The organism is Phytoactinopolyspora endophytica (genome assembly GCF_004138495.1).
GTDB classification, from domain to species: domain Bacteria; phylum Actinomycetota; class Actinomycetes; order Jiangellales; family Jiangellaceae; genus Phytoactinopolyspora; species Phytoactinopolyspora endophytica.
Genome location: NZ_ML142854.1, coordinates 193,708 through 210,003 on the forward strand (window position 1 = coordinate 193,708; position 16,296 = coordinate 210,003).

14 protein-coding genes are annotated in these 16,296 nt (G+C 67.0%); 6 read left to right on the forward strand and 8 right to left on the reverse strand.

All coding sequences use genetic code 11. The features are described from left to right. Nucleotides 1-1,445: MMPL family transporter (locus tag ELR45_RS35200; RefSeq protein ID WP_165367765.1), on the forward strand; the 1,445-nt coding region annotated here is incomplete at its 5' end. A 77-nt stretch (nt 1,446-1,522) separates the two neighbouring features. On the opposite strand, the gene ELR45_RS13970 is transcribed toward ELR45_RS35200, so the two are convergent. Continuing rightward, complete coding sequence (locus tag ELR45_RS13970) at nt 1,523-1,996, reverse strand: pyridoxamine 5'-phosphate oxidase family protein (RefSeq protein WP_129666943.1); 474 nt, start codon at nt 1,994-1,996, stop codon at nt 1,523-1,525. 64 nt (nt 1,997-2,060) lie between these two features. Between ELR45_RS13970 and ELR45_RS13975 the strand changes: the two genes are divergently transcribed. Beyond that, nucleotides 2,061-3,029, forward strand: coding sequence for a helix-turn-helix transcriptional regulator (locus ELR45_RS13975; RefSeq protein WP_129666945.1), 969 nt, complete (start codon nt 2,061-2,063; stop codon nt 3,027-3,029). A gap of 35 nt (nt 3,030-3,064) precedes the next feature. Here ELR45_RS13975 and ELR45_RS13980 read toward each other — a convergent pair whose 3' ends face one another. From ELR45_RS13980 to ELR45_RS13990, 3 genes are all read right to left on the reverse strand, one after another. Next, the gene (locus ELR45_RS13980) at nt 3,065-3,358 is read right to left on the reverse strand and encodes an iron-sulfur cluster assembly accessory protein (protein ID WP_129666947.1); all 294 of its coding nucleotides are present in this window, start codon (nt 3,356-3,358) and stop codon (nt 3,065-3,067) included. A 128-nt stretch (nt 3,359-3,486) separates the two neighbouring features. Next, nucleotides 3,487-3,843 (reverse strand): DUF202 domain-containing protein, encoded by a 357-nt coding sequence (locus ELR45_RS13985; RefSeq protein ID WP_129666949.1) that lies wholly within the window; start codon nt 3,841-3,843, stop codon nt 3,487-3,489. Beyond that, nucleotides 3,840-4,244: a YidH family protein gene (locus ELR45_RS13990; RefSeq protein WP_240759694.1), complete on the reverse strand. Its 405-nt coding sequence runs from the start codon at nt 4,242-4,244 to the stop codon at nt 3,840-3,842. Before ELR45_RS13990 ends, ELR45_RS13985 begins: the two co-directional genes overlap by 4 nt. A gap of 41 nt (nt 4,245-4,285) precedes the next feature. On the opposite strand from ELR45_RS13990, the gene ELR45_RS13995 reads away from it, so the two are divergent. Further along, a complete protein-coding gene (locus ELR45_RS13995) occupies nt 4,286-6,148 on the forward strand; it encodes a transketolase (protein ID WP_205856571.1) in 1,863 nt (620 codons plus the stop codon). Nucleotides 6,149-6,220: 72 nt separating this feature from the next. Here ELR45_RS13995 and ELR45_RS14000 read toward each other — a convergent pair whose 3' ends face one another. After that, a complete protein-coding gene (locus tag ELR45_RS14000) occupies nt 6,221-8,245 on the reverse strand; it encodes a CocE/NonD family hydrolase (RefSeq protein ID WP_129666951.1) in 2,025 nt (674 codons plus the stop codon). A 52-nt stretch (nt 8,246-8,297) separates the two neighbouring features. Beyond that, entirely contained in the window at nt 8,298-9,563 is a 1,266-nt protein-coding gene (locus tag ELR45_RS14005; RefSeq protein WP_129666953.1) for an ATP-grasp domain-containing protein, read from the reverse strand. 152 nt (nt 9,564-9,715) lie between these two features. On the opposite strand from ELR45_RS14005, the gene ELR45_RS14010 reads away from it, so the two are divergent. Then, entirely contained in the window at nt 9,716-10,897 is a 1,182-nt protein-coding gene (locus ELR45_RS14010) for a zinc-dependent alcohol dehydrogenase (RefSeq protein ID WP_129666955.1), read from the forward strand. Between the two features lie 87 nt (nt 10,898-10,984). Beyond that, nucleotides 10,985-12,310 (forward strand): NAD(P)/FAD-dependent oxidoreductase, encoded by a 1,326-nt coding sequence (locus ELR45_RS14015; protein WP_205856572.1) that lies wholly within the window; start codon nt 10,985-10,987, stop codon nt 12,308-12,310. A gap of 73 nt (nt 12,311-12,383) precedes the next feature. On the opposite strand, the gene ELR45_RS14020 is transcribed toward ELR45_RS14015, so the two are convergent. Next, complete coding sequence (locus ELR45_RS14020; protein WP_129666957.1) at nt 12,384-13,487, reverse strand: baeRF2 domain-containing protein; 1,104 nt, start codon at nt 13,485-13,487, stop codon at nt 12,384-12,386. A 226-nt stretch (nt 13,488-13,713) separates the two neighbouring features. Between ELR45_RS14020 and ELR45_RS14025 the strand changes: the two genes are divergently transcribed. Next, complete coding sequence (locus tag ELR45_RS14025; RefSeq protein ID WP_129666959.1) at nt 13,714-14,397, forward strand: GAF and ANTAR domain-containing protein; 684 nt, start codon at nt 13,714-13,716, stop codon at nt 14,395-14,397. 47 nt (nt 14,398-14,444) lie between these two features. On the opposite strand, the gene ELR45_RS14030 is transcribed toward ELR45_RS14025, so the two are convergent. After that, nucleotides 14,445-16,296: helix-hairpin-helix domain-containing protein (locus ELR45_RS14030; RefSeq protein ID WP_240759695.1), on the reverse strand; the 1,852-nt coding region annotated here is incomplete at its 5' end.

Sequence of the window (16,296 nt, forward strand, 5' to 3'; positions counted from 1 at the left end):
AGTGGCGCGCGGTGGGGCTCGACTCCGAGCGAGCCACCATAGCGACTCTGGACACGGCCGGCCGCGCCGTCATGGTGGCCGGTACCACCGTCGTCGTCAGCATGCTCGGCCTGTTCGCCATGGGGATCTCGTTCATGCGCGGGGCAGCCGCGGTGACGATCGTCGCCGTGCTGGTCGTGATGGCCGCCGCCGTGACGCTCTTCCCCGCCATCCTCGGCTACCTGGGCAACCGTATCGACCGGCTGCGGCTACCGTTCGGCCGTCGGCGGACGGCCCAGGTGTCCGACGGTGGACACGTCGAGCCGTCTCGCGGCTGGACGTGGTGGGGCCGCCAGGTCGAACGGCATCGCGTCATCGCCGCCGTCGCCGGCGTCGCCGCCCTGCTCGCGCTCGCCGCACCGTTCCTCGGTGCCCAGTTCGGATTCCCGGACGCCGGCAACGATGCCGAGGGGAACTCCGGCCGGCAGGCGTACGACATGACCACGGAGGGGTTCGGTGCCGGTGCCAACGGCCTGCTGCTCCTGGCCGCCGACCTCTCGGCGTCCGGCGGCGACACCGTGGAAGCTGTCGCCCAGGAGATCACGGCCACTGAAGGCGTGGCGTCGGTGACGCCGCCCGTACTCAACGAGTCCGGTGACACCGCCGTGTTCACCGTCATCCCGGCGACGGGACCGCAGGACGACGCCACCGAAGAGCTGGTGCACACGCTGCGCGACGAGGTGCTCCCCGCCGCCACCGAGGGTTCCGGGCTCGACGTCTACGTCGGCGGGCTGAACGCGACGAACATCGACTCCACGGACAACGTCGTCGACCGGCTGCCGCTGCTGATCGGCGGGGTGGTGCTGCTGTCCATGGTGCTGCTCCTGGTGGCCTTCCGTAGCATCGTCATCCCGATCACGGCGGCGGTGATGAACCTGCTCTCGGTCGCGGCCGCCTATGGCGTCGTCGCGCTGGCGCTGGAAGGAGGCTGGTTCGGCCAGCTGATCGGGATCGACACCGCGACGCCGATGCCGGCGTTCATACCGGTGCTGATCTTCGCCGTCCTCTTCGGCCTGTCCATGGACTACGAGGTGTTCTTGATCAGTCGTATGCGCGAGTCCTGGATGCGGACCGGCAGCAACACCCGTGCCATCGTGGACGGGCTCACCGGCACCGGCAGGGTGATCACCGCGGCCGCTGCGATCATGGTCGCGGTGTTCGCCGCGTTCATCCCGAGCGATGAGGTGTTCCTCAAGGTGATCGGCGTGGGGATGGCGGCGGCGATCCTGGTCGACGCCACGGTGGTGCGGATGTTGCTGGTGCCGGCGGTGATGCACCTGTTCGGTCGCCGGAACTGGTGGCTGCCGTCGTCGTGGGAACGCCGGATTCCCCAGCTGCACGTCGAAGGTCAGCCGGAGGTCCACCTACCAGCAGCAGCGGAGAAGGATCTGCAGCCGGTCAGCTGACCAACCCGACTTCTCCATGATCACGAACAGTAACCGTGCTATATGAACGGTTACTGTTCATGATCACCGGAGGGTGGTCAATCCTTGCGCTCGAAGGTCTGGATCGGCCGGCCTGGACGCCAGAGCTGAATGAGCATGCCGGTACGGTTCTCGTTCAGGCTGGCCAGGACGACATCGTCGATCTCCATCAGGAACAGATGAAACTGCCCGGGTGCATCGATGGCGTGCTCGAGGTACTCGCCGAACCGCTCGGCGGGTACCTCGATCGCGCGTCCGGAGATCTTCGCGTCGCCGCCCTCCATGGAGCCGTCGCCGGGGTTCGAGTGGATCGCGTACCGCGGGTCTCGTTGCAGGTCCTTGGCCTTGACCGCGTTGAGCATCGAGCCGATGGTCAGGTGGCCCCTGTGAAAGTCGACCTCGGTGCCGCTGACCCGGGGAGCGCCGTTGCCGCGCAGCGTGGCCAGTACATGATGCTTGGTGAACTCGAGCCGGGCGCGGACTGCTTTGGCGAGTTCTGGCGCTTCTTCGGAGAACTGTTTCCAGGTTGCCATGCGACCAGTGTTGCGTCCTATCCCTGACATCTTGTGTCAGTGTCTTGCCGTAGATTCTTCAGATATGCGAGCGAGCCGATTGATGTCCATCCTGTTCCTGCTGCAGCAGCGGAGGGGGGTCACGGCGTCCGCCCTAGCCGAGGAGCTCGAGGTCTCGGTCCGCACCGTCTACCGGGACATCGCCGCGCTGCAGTCGGCTGGGGTGCCGTTGTGGGCCGAACCTGGTCCGGGCGGTGGTATCCGGCTGGTGGAGGGATGGCGGACCCGCCTCGATGGGCTGACCGGCGACGAGGCGGCCGCGCTGTTTCTGGCCGGTGCGCCGTCGGCCGTCTCCGACCTGGGACTTGGGGCGGTCTTGACGGCAGCGGAGTCGAAGGTGATCGCGACGCTGCCGCCTGAGCTGCGGGGCCGGGCAAGCCGCCTGCGCGAGCGGTTCCACCTCGACGCCCCAGGCTGGTTCGGCAAGGAGGAGACACCGGACCACCTGGGAACGGTGGCGGAGTCGGTCTGGTCCGGACGGCAGCTGGACATCACCTACCGACGGGGCGAGCAGGCAGTGGAGCGTCGCCTCGACCCGCTGGGGCTCGTGCTCAAGGCGGGCACCTGGTACGTCGTCGCGGCGAACGAAGGACAGATCAGGACCTACCGGGTGGGCCGGATCCTGACTGCCGCCTCTCATGACGAACCGGTCGTCCGTCCGCCGGACTTCGACCTGGCCGAGTGGTGGGCCGCCTCGGCGGCCGAGTTCGACCGGTCCCTGCTGCGGTTCACCTGTCGCGTGAGGCTGTCTGCCCATGCGTTCCGGTTCCTCCGCCACCATGTCAGCGTCGCCTCTGTGGAGGCAGCCACGGCATCGGCCGGGCCTCCCGACGCGGACGGCTGGCGGGAGGTCACCCTCCCGACCGAAGGCGAGAACGTCGCCGCCACCCAGCTGATTGCGCTGGCCCCGGGCGTGGAGGTGCTGGACCCACCCTCGTTGCGGGCATCTCTGCGCGACGTCGGCGCTCGTCTCGCTGAGTTGAACCGAGGGTGAGGGTGCCCGTTCGTGCCTCCTGCGTCGGTGGCGGATCAGATCGACTGCGGCATGAGCTCGAACCGGACCTCACCGTGCTCCAAGGGCTCGGCGTCCAGCACCATGTCCTCCAGGGCGGGCGCCGCCAGGGGGCTGACGTAGACGCGTGCCCCGTCGATCTCGACGACCTCGTCGTCCGGCTCGGGCCCGGAGCTGATCGCCGCGGTGAGGTCGGTCGTGCCGTTCGTGTCTGCAGCGGAGGAGATGCGTAGCCCAGCGTGTTCAATGCCGACCGGGTCCTGCGACAACCCCCGGATGGCCGATACCGCATTGTTCGTCAGAACAAGCATGGGATGCTCCAAGCACTCGGCAATGAGAATGTGTCCGCCGGGGCGGCCCGGCGGCATCCTTTACGGCTCACTACCCAGTCGTGGCGCTTTCACCGTTCAGACATCTGGTTGACCGGATTCTTGCGCTCTCAACCGGGAAGGTTTGCCGCCCCGGCGACGGCGAACACGATCTCCAGCAAGGCGAGCAGCACCGTGACCGTGGTCGCAAGGGCCGGGAGCCTGCCGTCGGGAAGCGGCTGAGCCACGTGCAGCGACCGATGCGCCGCGCCGTAGCGCCGTCGGGCCAGGACGAGGATGGCTACCGCGATAGGTGCCACGACCAGCCCGAATGCCAGCGCCGCGAGACCTAGCGGTTCGGCGGTCAGCCGGCTGGCGAGAACCACGGCCAGCAGCAGCGCAAGGCCTGTCCGGGTCCACGCGAGCGCGGTGCGCTCGTTCTGCGCCCCTGGGTCGAACGTCCGCTCGTCCGTGCGGTCGCGGCTCATACGGACGTGATGAAGACGACGCTGATGACGACGGCCACGACGGCGAGACCCAACGCCAGGATGGGAGCGAGCGCCGGTGACGGCAGCGGCTTCGACTGACGCAACGCACGCTCCGCCCGGGCCCAGCGGAAGAACGCGACCGAACTGCTGATGGCACCGAGCAGCGCCAGCGTGAGCACCAGGGTGAGGCGGACGCCCGTACGCGCGGGGATCTCCAGGGCCTCCAACGCGATACCCGCGGCGACGAGCGCCAGCGCGGTCCGTATCCAGGCGAGGAATGTCCGCTCATTGGCGAAGGTGAATCTCGGGTCGGGTTCGTCGCCCACCTCGTACACCCGGCGGGGCCATCTCCGGGTAGGTACAGGGTCGTCCGCGCCGTGGGCCATAATTTCTATTCTCATGGGTTGAATCAGCCGCGGCGAATCTGGGTACGGCTCAGGACGTGAGCGATGGAAACCTGGCTGATCTGACAGAACTGGCCCAGCAGCTCCGCGTCGACGCCGTTCGGTGTTCCGAGGTGGCAAGTTCGGGCCATCCGACGTCGTCGCTCTCCGCGGCGGATCTGATGGCTGTCTTGCTCGCGCGTTACTACTGTTATGACTTCGACGACGCTGCCAACCCCGACAATGATCATCTCATCTTCTCCAAAGGCCATGCGTCGCCCTTGTTGTATGCGATGTATAAGGCGGCTGGGGCCATCAGCGACGATGAGTTGGTCACGTACCGTGCGCTCGGCAGCCGGCTGGAGGGACACCCCACCCCCAGGCTGCCGTGGGTAGAGGTGGCCACCGGCGCGCTCGGGCAAGGGCTGCCCGTTGGGAGCGGACTAGCCCTGACCGGCAAGCTTCTGGACCGTATGCCCTACCGAGTGTGGGTGCTCTGCGGTGACAGCGAGCTCGCCGAGGGGTCGATGTGGGAGGCGTTCGAGCACGCGGGCTACGAGGCGCTGGACAAGCTGACCGCGATCGTGGACGTCAACCGCCTGGGACAGCGCGGACCGACGAGGTACGGCTGGGATACCGCCGCCTATGCACGGCGGATCGAGGCCCATGGCTGGAACACGATCGAGATCGACGGTCATGACATGCACCAGATCGACCAGGCGTACGCGGCTGCGACCACCTCGGCGAAGCCCACTGCGATCCTCGCCCGCACGACCAAGGGCGCAGGCGTGGCCTCGGTCGCGGACCAGGAGGGCAAGCACGGTAAGCCGGTGCCGGACGCCGACGAGGCCATCACCGAGCTCGGGGGCGTACGGGAGATTCGGGTCGGCGTGACCAAGCCGCCCTACACCGCGTTGCCGCACAGCTTCGGCGAGCCCGCCAGGTACGAGCCGCCGTCATACAGCGTGGGTGACAAGGTCGCGACCCGCAACGCATTCGGTGAGGCGCTCACCGCCCTCGGGCACGCGAGGCCAGAGGTCGTAGGGCTCGATGCCGAGGTCTCCGACTCGACGCGGCTGCAGTACTTCGCGAAGGAGCACCCGGACCGGTATTTCGAGTTCTACATCGCGGAGCAGCAGATGCTGGCCGCTGCGGTCGGTATGCAGGTCCGGGGCTGGGTCCCCTTCGCGGCGACCTTTGCCGCCTTCCTTTCCCGCGCGTACGACTTCATCCGGATGGCGGCGATCGGGCGTGCCGACCTGAAGTTGGTCGGCTCCCATGCCGGCGTGGCGATCGGTCAGGACGGCCCGTCACAGATGGGGCTGGAAGACGTCGCATCGCTGCGCGCCGTTCATTCGAGTACGGTGCTGCAGCCGTGCGACGGCAACCAGACGGCGGCGCTCGTGTCCGAGATGGCCGACCGCTCTGGCATTTCCTACCTGCGGACGTGCCGCGGCGACACTCCGGTGATCTACGGCCCGGATGAGGACTTCCCGATCGGTGGCAGCCGGGTGCTGCGCTCGTCGTCGGACGACGTGGTGACCCTGATCGGCTCTGGAGTCACTGTCCACGAATCATTGGCCGCGGCGGATGAGCTGGAGGGAGAAGGCATACAGGCCCGGGTGATCGACCTGTACTCGATTAAGCCTGTCGACGCGTTCACCGTACGGGCCGCCGCCGAGGAGACCGGCTGCCTGGTCACCGTCGAGGACCATTGGGCCGAGGGCGGGCTGGGTGACGCCGTGTTCGACGCGTTCGCCGGCGGCGTTCCGGCGCCGACGGTCATCAAGCTGGCCGTGCGGGACATGCCCGGCTCCGCCTCTCCCGAGGAGCAGCTGCGGATGGCCGGCATCGACCGTGGCGCCATCGTCTCGGCCGTGCGTTCCTACCTCGCCGAACGCACTGTCAGCCAGGGGCACTAGCTCCCCGGTGATCATCAACGGTTGGCCGCACCACGACCGGATCAGCCGTTGATGATCATGGGATGGCGGCGTCTAGACGTGGTCTCGGGCGATCGCGGTGTCCCAATTGCGGGCGGCGACCCGCTGCCCTCCCTCGTAGGCGTTGAGCTCTGCGTGCAGATGGAAATGGGTCGGTGTGGAGGTCAGGGTAGTACGGGTGACCGTACGGACGTCCCAACCGTCGCGGGCGAAGCCCATCGTCCAGATCACCTCACCGCACACGGTCTCGAAGTCGTTGTCCACCCAGGTGTAGTACTCCTCGGCGCGCCGGGCGACGTCCAACTCGATGTCCTCGAACCGTACGGTTCCCAGATCCTTGACCACCTCGAGCATCGATCGGTAGTCGATCAGGTCGCGGGACACCCTCCACCTGTGTTCTCCCGTGCGGAGCGTCGTCGTGGTGATCGGAACCGACCCTTCGGGCTCGTCGAAGGGGTGCAGATCGACATCGTCGGGCTCGTCGGCGGGTCGGATCGGGAGTTCGAGGCTGCTGCCCTCCGGGTAGACGGTCATCTGCACCGGCACCGGCGGTGGCCACGCCAGCGGCCAGTAGGACGTGGACACCGCCACCCGGACCTGGTGCCCGGGAGGGAACGCGTGCGCCATCCCGTTGAGATTGACCGGTACCTGGTAGCGACGCCCCGGTTCCAGCGGTTCGGGAGCGTCGTGCCCCGCCAAATGGTTGAGGTTCAGCAATCCAAAGCTCACCCTGGTGGCACGGCCGTCCGGGGCCACGTCGGACAACCGGACCGCCACCTGGGCGACCGGTTCGCTGACGCTGAACTCCAGATTGACGGTCGGGGTGCCCAGTATCTCCCATCGTTCGTCCAGTTCGTCGCTGTCGAAGACGATGGCCCCGCCGTCCTCCTCGCGCTGGTCGTACGGCAGATCCGGCGGCGCGTTGTACGAACACCACTTACCGGCGAACTGGCCCACGGAGAGCGGTGACTCGATGGTCAGCGGCTGCGCGTCGAGCGGCTCACCCGGCGATGCGAGCCGGTAGCGGCTGAACTGGCGCTCCAACTGCTCGATCTTCGCGGACGGCCACTCGACCTCTCCCACCCAGCGGCCCGGCCGTTCCTGGTATGCGGTCGACGGCGGCACGCTCTCCTGCATCCAGATGCGGAGCATGGGTTCTTTCATCACGCTGTTCTCCACGCCCTTCAGCCAGTAGTCCCACCAGCGGACCAGCTCCTGCAGAAATCCGATGGCCGGGCCGGGCTGGCCGAAATGCGGGTACTTGTGCGACCACGGGCCGATCAGGCCCTTGCGTGGCACGTCGAGCCGTTCGAGCATCCGCAGAACCGCGTTGGAATAGCCGTCGGCCCAGCCGCTGACCGCGAAGACGGGACACTGGACGGCGTCGTAGTCCTCGCAGACCGAGCCGTGCCGCCAGAAGCCGTCCCGGTGCTGGTGGCGCAGCCAGTCCTCCAGCCACAGCCCGCTACCGTTGAGCCGGTCGTGCCACATCTCCCGCCAGCGGTCGCCGACCACAGCCGGATCCGGCGGGCACGACGTGTAGGCGAACATCGTCGACGCCCAGGACAGGTTGTCGCTGAGCAGGCAACCGCCCATGTAGTGCACGTCGTCCGCGTACCGGTCGTCGCTCGAGCAGATCGTCACGATCGCATCGAGGCTTGGCGGGCGACGGGCCGCCACCTGTAACGCGTTGAACCCACCCCACGAGATGCCCATCATTCCGAGGTGACCGTCGCACCAGGGCTGGTCGGCCATCCATTCCAGGATCCGTTCGGCGTCGTTGAGCTCGCGTTCCAGGTACTCGCCGGTCAGGATGCCTTCGGAGTCTCCGCTTCCGCGGAGGTCCGCGCGCACGCAGGCATAACCGTGTGCCGCCAGATACCTGTGGTTGACGGAGTCCCGGGAGGCGGTCAGATCCCGCTGCCGGTACGGGATGAACTCCAGTACCGCGGGGACTGGCTCGTCGTCGGAGGAAACCGGCCGCCATGTCCGGGCGGCCAGCCGGGTCCCATCCGGCATCGGTATCCAGAGCTCGTCGTCCTCCCGAATTTCCTCAGGCAGAGACGTGGCGGTACGCATGGTCTCCCTTCCTGTGTCTTGCTGGTACGTGGGTCCTTCAATGTGATGGCGGCTATTCGTCGAAGGTGAACGGCAGCGCGTCCACGCAACGTTCGTACTTGGCGATGAGCTCGTCCTCGCTGTCGGCGCCGATGAAGACCAGGGCGAGCTCATAGCTGTAGCTGTCCTGATGAGTCAGGTCGGACAGCCTCTGTCCCTCGTCGACCACGAGGCTCACCGTGGTCGACGGGATCTCCCGCTCCACACGTGCCACTTCCTCGTCCGTCGGCACTCGGGTGACCAGGCCGTCGGCGAAGCGGCGGACGAACCACTTGGCGGCTACCCGGTGCTTGCCCTGTCCGTGCTGTAGCTTCGGGTCCCGATCCAGGGCCAGGCTGATCATCGCGTGGTGGTTGGGTACGCCGTCGACCATCTGGAAGAGCCGGGCATGCGACTGGGAATGCCTGGGGTTGATCTCCAGTATGTTCAGGGCGTCGCGTGCCGGGTCCCAGAAGAACTCGATGTTCAGCGTCGAGTTGTCCAGCCCGACCTGGGTAATCACCCGCTTGGTGACCTCTGTGAGCCGGCCGCTGACGTGTGGGGGAAACGCCGCCGGATACTGGTAGCGCAGGAAGCAGGAGGTGTCCGGGTATGTGATCGAGCCGACGACTCCATAGACGTGAACGTCTCCGTTGCGCACGTATCCCTCGACGGTCAGCTGCAGCCCGGTGACGTCCTCCTCGGCGAGACAGCACCGGCCGCTCTCGCCGATCTCGGGCGGCGTGTCGATGTGGTCGAGCACGTACTGGAACGGAGTGCCCATCCAATCGATGCCTTCCCGGATGGACTCCAACGCAGACTCGAACTCGTAGCTGTTACGGACCCGGTAGGCCAGCGCCGAGCTGACGGACTTCACCGGCTTGATCCAGAACGGATAATCCATCTCCGGTGGCGGCACCGTGCCCTGTTGGGGGTCGAGGAGCGCGAACCGTGGGTGCTCGTCGACCACCTTCTGTTGCTCAGTGCGGCTCCAGTACTTGTGTTCGCACTTCACCACCGCTTCGAGGCTCGGCCCGATGGTGCCAAAGCGCTCGCAGAGGATCGGCACCAGCGAGCTCACCGGGAAGTCCCAATACCCGACGATGGCGTCGATCGGCCCGTCGAAGGCATAGAGCTGGCGCTCGGCGGAGGCGAGCAGTGTCGGAAGCCGGATGTCCTTGGTCAGCAGGTCGTCTGGATGGAGCAGCTGATGGAAGCGGTACTCGTCAGCATCGGGGAGACTGGAGAGCGTCTCCGCGTTCAGCTCATCGAGTCCAAGTACGAAGATGTTCTTTGCCATCACCGTTCCCTGCGTCGATCGTCCTTGTATGTCCTAATACCCAGTCGCGCGGTGATGACGCTGGACTACGACGTTCACGCCGCCGTTTGCCGCCACGCGGTGCGGGTATCGGCACGGCGACGAGCTGCGACGACGCACGGAGGGAAGCGTCCATGAAGGCACTGACGTGGCACGGTAAGCGAGACGTCCGGGTCGAAGACGTGCCCGATCCGCGGATCGAGGAACCCACCGATGCGGTCATCGATGTCACGTCGACCGCGATCTGCGGGTCTGACTTGCATCTGTATGAGGTTCTGAGCCCGTTCTTGGATGAAGGCGACATCCTGGGACACGAGGCCATCGGTGTGGTCGAGGAGGTCGGTTCCGATGTGACGCACATCCGGCCCGGAGACCGCGTGGTCGTCCCGTTCAATATCTCCTGCGGCCGGTGCTTCATGTGCGATCAGCAGCTGTACGCCCAGTGTGAGACCACACAGGTACGTGAACACGGCAAGGGTGCCGCACTCTTCGGCTACACCCGTCTCTACGGATCGGTGGCGGGTGCCCAAGCTGAACTGCTGCGTGTGCCGATGGCTCATTTCGGCCCCATCCCGGTTCCCGAATGGGGCCTCGATCAGCATTGGCTGTATCTGTCGGACATCCTCCCCACGGCCTGGCAGGCGGTGCAGTACGCGGGGGTAGGCGACGGCAGCACCGTCGCCGTCCTGGGACTGGGGCCGGTGGGACAGTTCGCCACCAGGATCGCCAAATATCGGGGTGCGCGCCGGGTGATCGGGGTGGACTCGGTGCCGGAGCGGCTGGCTCGTGCGTCAACTTTCGGAATCGACGTGGTCGACACCACCCAGGTCGACGACGTTGCTGAACATCTCGTGACCATGGCGGATGGGCGTGGACCGGACGCGACGATCGACGCGGTCGGGATGGAGGCACACGGCTCGCGGGGCGCGAAGTTGCTCCAGTCTGTGGTGAACATGCTGCCCGACGCCGTTGCGGAACCGCTCGCCGACCGGTACGGCATCGACCGCCTCGATGCGCTGCACACTTCGATACGAGCGACGAGACGGGGCGGCACGGTGTCGATCAGCGGTGTGTACGGCGGCATGCTTGATCCGATGCCGATGCTGGAGATGTTCGACAGGGGCCTGCAGATACGGATGGGGCAGGCGCACGTGCGACGGTGGACCGGCGAGCTGCTCGCGCTGCTCGGCGAGAACGACGTCTTCGGCGTCGACGACTTCGCCACCCACCAGCTGCCGCTCGCCGAAGCGCCGTCGGCTTACGAGATGTTCCAGAAGAAGTCGGACGGCTGCATCAAGGTCGTGCTGAACGTCTGAAGCGGTGTCCGTGAGATCGCGGAGGGCCCTGAGCCTCTCCTCGCATCGTTCCCGTTTGCGGCCGCAGCCCGCGGGTAAGCGCGTGAGATGACTGTTGACGCTTCTATGCGCCCGCGAGTCCTCATCCTGGGCGCCGGATACGCCGGCCTGTACACAGCGCTACGACTGCAATCCAAGCTCCGTCGAGATGAGGCGTCGATCACCGTCGTCGATCCGCGCCCGTATATGACGTACCAGCCGTTCCTGCCGGAGGCCGCCGCGGGCGCCATCGAACCGCGGCACGTCGCGGCGCCGCTGCGGGCGATGCTCAAGCGTTGCCAAGTATTGACCGGCAACGCTACGGAGATCGACGCTGAGCGTCGATCGGTGCGGGTGAGCATGCCGGACGGTCACAAGGTGGACCTCGGCTACGACTTCCTTGTCCTGGCCGTCGGCTCGGTGTCCAAGACTCTGCCGGTGCCCGGGCTGGAGGATCAAGCCGTCGGCTTCACCACCCTCGGAGAAGCGGTATACCTGCGCAACCATGTCCTCTCGCGACTGGACCGAGCCGCCAGCACTCTCGATCCGGCACATCGCGCCAAGCTTCTGACCTTTATGTTCGTGGGCGGCGGCTACGCGGGCGTGGAGGCTCTCGGCGAGCTGGAGGACATGGCACGGTTCGCCGCTCGTCGCTACTACGGTTCGGTCGATGCCAGCGAGATGCGATGGATCTTGGTCGAGGCAGTCGATCGCATCATGCCGGAGGTCGGACGCTCGCTCGCCGAGTACACGGTCGGTGTGCTGCGCAAGCGCGCGATCGAGGTCCGTCTGGAGACGACCGTGGAGAGCATGGAGGGCGGCCATGTCGTCCTGTCCGACGGTACCGAGTTCGACTCGGACACGGTGGTGTGGACGACGGGTGTGGCCGCGTCCCCGCTCGTCGCCGACTCTGGCTTCTCGCAGGACGAGCTTTCTCGCGTGGAATGTTTGCCCTCCTTGCAGGTCAGAGGGGTTCCGAACGTACTCGCTGCCGGTGACTGTGCTGCGGTGCCGGACCTGAGCAGTGACGATCCGGGTGCGACCTGCCCGCCTACGGCACAGCACGCGGTCCGCCAGGGCAAGGTTCTGGCGGACAATGTCCGGGCCATCCTGCGTGGGCGGCCGGTGCGCACGTTCTCACACCGCAGTTCCGGCGCCGTCGCCACACTCGGCCTGCACCAAGGTGTCGCAGAGGTATACGGAGCCAAGTTCAGGGGGATGCCCGCCTGGACGATGCACCGGCTGTACCACCTGTCGCAGATGCCGACGGCGAACCGCAAGGCTCGCGTACTGGCCGACTGGCTGCTCGACTCGGTGTTCCCGCGGCAGGTGGTCGCGGTCGGTGAGGTGCACGAACCGCGTCGCGACTTCGTGGAACAGGCACAACGAGGCTGACCAGACAGGCACGATGAGGCTGACCAGGGCGGCTCCGGGCGGCCGTGAGCTGGCCGGCTGCCAGTCGCCATGCTTACCAGCGCAGGATTGCCGCGACCCCATCGTCGGAGAACTTCCACGGTCCGACCAGGACTTCGGCGTCTGTCGCCACCGCTGCGCAGAGCACGGCAAGATCGGCGCGCACCGCGTCCTGCTCCAATGCACCCTTGGGCAGCGGGATGCCCGGGTGGCCACCCGGGCGAACGGTGCGGGCCGCGGCGGTGTCGGGTGTGATGAAGACGGTGCGGACCTGTCCCTGCACCAGTTTCGGGAGCACGTCGTCGAGCCCGATCGCGGCGGCGCCCTGCCGCCCTGCTTCCTGCTCCAACTCTCGGATGGCCTCGAGATGGTCGGTGATGACGACGTTCCGGATCGCTTGGTCGACGGCATGATCGAGGGCTTCACGGGACGCGCCGGCGGCTCGGCTACCGCTCTCCAAGTCCACCAGCAGCGCTCGGGTTCGCTCGCTGACCGATTGATGGATCTCCCTCTGGGCACGCACGTCACCGGCGAGCGCCACGATCCGCACGCCCGCCCCGACCTGTTCTTCGATCTCTGTCACCACCTGCTCTGCATTGCGGTGCCAGACGTTCTCCGCCCGGCGCTGGTACCGCTTGTGGGACCAGCCTCCGACAGCCACCTTGGTCAGGTGTTCGGTTTCGCCCTGGACACTGGCGGTGGCTTTGGGGGTCTCGGGCCAGGCTTCGTATCGCTCGAACTCGGCGCCCTCCCGGTCGGCCAGTACGACGAGCAACGGCAACATGGCATTGCGGTCGGCGAGCCAGCCGGTCAGATCCGGGAGGGGACCCCAGGTGAGCGCCTGGTGATCACCTGGGACGGTGACGACGTCGTCCATCAGGATCCGGCCGTCGGCGGCGACCACCATCCGGGCCGCCGCACCGGACGCGTGCTGCTCAGCAAGGATCCGGTCCCCCACGGTCTCGACCAGATCCGGTGGGGCGCCCTGCCGGAGAAGTTCTTCGCGGGAGGAGCGCCAGCGGACGTTGAGCTGGTGCACGGCCTCCTCGACGTCGCGTCGGACATCGAGGTAGACGCTGAGGAACGGCCCTGGGTGCTGGCAGATCTCCGACACCAGCCGTGTGTTCTTACCGTTGCGCGCGAGATTGTTCGCGACCATCCGGACCTCCGTCCGTCCGCGTCGACCGATGTGCATCGGGCCGCCTATCAGGTTGCCGTTATCACTGGCGTGGTACCCAACGAGCAGGTAGACATGTAAAGACCAGGCTTGACATGTTTGCTCGCGCAGGTGCGAGGGGCACCATGGACATCAGAGGGGCGTGGTTCTTGACGTCAGCGGACCCGGAACCGGACATGACAGCTTCACTGTGGTGGCGGAGGTAGCTGTGAGCTCTTTAGACGCGGCCGTGTTGGCCGAGATGGCCCGGAGCTTGTCGGAAGAGGCCGGGCTCGACGAGACAGTGCAGCAAGTGGTCCACTTTGCGACCGAGATGACTGGTGCCGAGGACGGCGGAGTGGTTCTGGTTAATGGCTCCGACCGGCTGGAGCGGGTCGGAGCGTCGGATGAGACGGCGGAGCAGGCCGACGAGTGGCAGGACGTGCTCCACGAAGGGCCGGGCATCAGCGCGGCACGGGCTCACCGGCCATTCCTGGTGCGGGACATCAGCCATGATGGCCGTTGGCCCAGGTGGGGACCGATCGCCGCGGGCCTCGGTGTGCATAGCGCGGTGAGCACGTGCCTGTTCACCGGCCGTCGTACGCTCGGCACGCTCAACCTCTACGCCTCGGAGCCGGACGGGCTGGACAAGGACGACGCGGAACGGGCCGAGGCATTGGCGTGTCACGCTGCCGTGGCGATCGACAATGCTCAGGAGGAGTCGGGCCTGCGCCAGGCGATGCAGACGAGGAACGTCATCGGCCAGGCGCAGGGCCTGCTCATGGAGCGGTACGAGCTGGACGCCCAGCGCGCCTTCGAGGTGCTGCGTCGCTACTCGCAGGACACCAACATCAAGCTTCGTGACGTCGCCGAACAGTTGGTCGCGACTCGCAAGCTTCCCGACGGTGCGTGAGCCGGGAGTGGGTCGCGTCGAGGGTTCCGAGTCCGGCGCGTAGCCCTTCAGTCCTTGGGGAGCTGGTAACCGGCGCGGCGCAGCGCATCGGCTACCGCGCCCTGTGGATTGGATCCTCGGCCGGCGTCGCGGTTTCCGCGAGGCTTGCCCTTTCCGCGGTTGCCGGTGCCCGATGACGAGCCGGTGCCGGACGAGCCGCGGCGCTCGCCGCGCTTGTCCGACGACGGTCGTCCCTGCGAGCCGGCGCCGGGTACGTCGTCGTCGAGCCGCAGTGTCAGCGAGATCCGATTGCGCGGAACGTCGACCTCGAGCACCTTCACCTTGACGACGTCGCCCGGCTTCACCACCTCGCGGGGATCCTTGATGAACTCGTGCGACATCGCCGAGATGTGCACCAGCCCGTCTTGGTGGACACCCACGTCGACGAACGCACCGAAGGCCGCCACGTTGGTCACCACACCCTCAAGCCGCATCCCCGGCTTCAGGTCGGCGACGGTCTCCACACCGTCGGTGAAGGTCGCGGTCTTGAACGACGGGCGGGGGTCCCGGCCCGGCTTCTCCAGCTCCGAGAGGACGTCGGTCACGGTGGGCAGGCCGTAGGTCTCGTCGACGAAGTCGGAGGGCTTGAGCCCGCGCAACGCACGCTCACTGCCGAGCAGGCTCTTGAGGTCACCGCCCGCTGCCTCGGCGATCCGGCGTGCCAGCGGATACGACTCCGGATGCACGCTCGAGGCGTCCAGCGGCTCATCGCCCCCGCGGATCCGCAGGAACCCCGCGGACTGCTCGAACGCCTTCGGCCCGAGCCGCGGCACCTCCTGCAACGCTGTGCGGGAGCGGAACGATCCCTTGGACTCTCGATGGGTGACGATGTTCTCCGCCAGTCCGCTGCTGATGCCGGAGACCCGGGCCAGCAGCGGCGTGGACGCGGTGTTCAGATCGACGCCGACGGCGTTCACGCAGTCCTCGACCACCGCGTCCAGGGAACGCGAGAGGTCGTTCTCGGAGAGGTCGTGCTGATACTGGCCGACGCCGATCGACTTCGGCTCGATCTTCACCAGTTCCGCGAGCGGGTCCTGCAGGCGCCGGGCGATGGACACCGCACCGCGTAGCGAGACATCCAGGTCGCCAAGCTCGCGGGAGGCGAACGATGACGCGGAGTAGACCGAGGCGCCGGCCTCGGAGATCATGATCTTGGACATGTTGAGGTCTGGGCAGAGCTTCACCAGCTCGGCGGCGAGCTGGTCGGTCTCCCGGGATGCCGTGCCGTTGCCGATGGCGACCAGCTCCACCCGATGCTCACGGGCCAGCTTCTCCAGGACGACGAGGGCCTCGTTCCACTGCCCCTGCGGCTTGTGCGGATAGACCGCGGACGTGGCGACGACCTTGCCGGTGACATCGACCACGGCGACCTTCACGCCGGTGCGGTAGGCCGGGTCGAGGCCCATCGTGGGGCGGGTGCCGGCGGGCGCGGCGAGCAGCAGGTCGCGGAGGTTGCCGGCGAACACCCGGATGGCCTCCTCTTCCGCGGCCTGGCGGACTCGCATCCGCAGATCCACCGAGAGGTTGACCATGATCCGGGTACGCCAAGCCCATTGCACCGTCTTGACCAGCCAGGCGTCGGCGGCGCGTCCTTGATTCTCGATCCCGAACCTGGAGGCGATCGCGGACTCATATCCGTTGAGTGAGCCGGGCGCGGCGACGGAGCCGTCGTCGTCGGGAGAGGGCTTCACCGTGAGATCGAGGATCTCCTCTTTCTCGCCCCTGAAGACGGCGAGCGCCCGGTGGGAGGGGAGCTTCGTCAGTGGCTCGGAGAAGTCGAAGTAGTCCGAGAACTTCGCACCACTCTCGGCGGCGCCCTCCCGGACCTTGGAGACCATGTGGCCCCGGTTCCAGACCCGC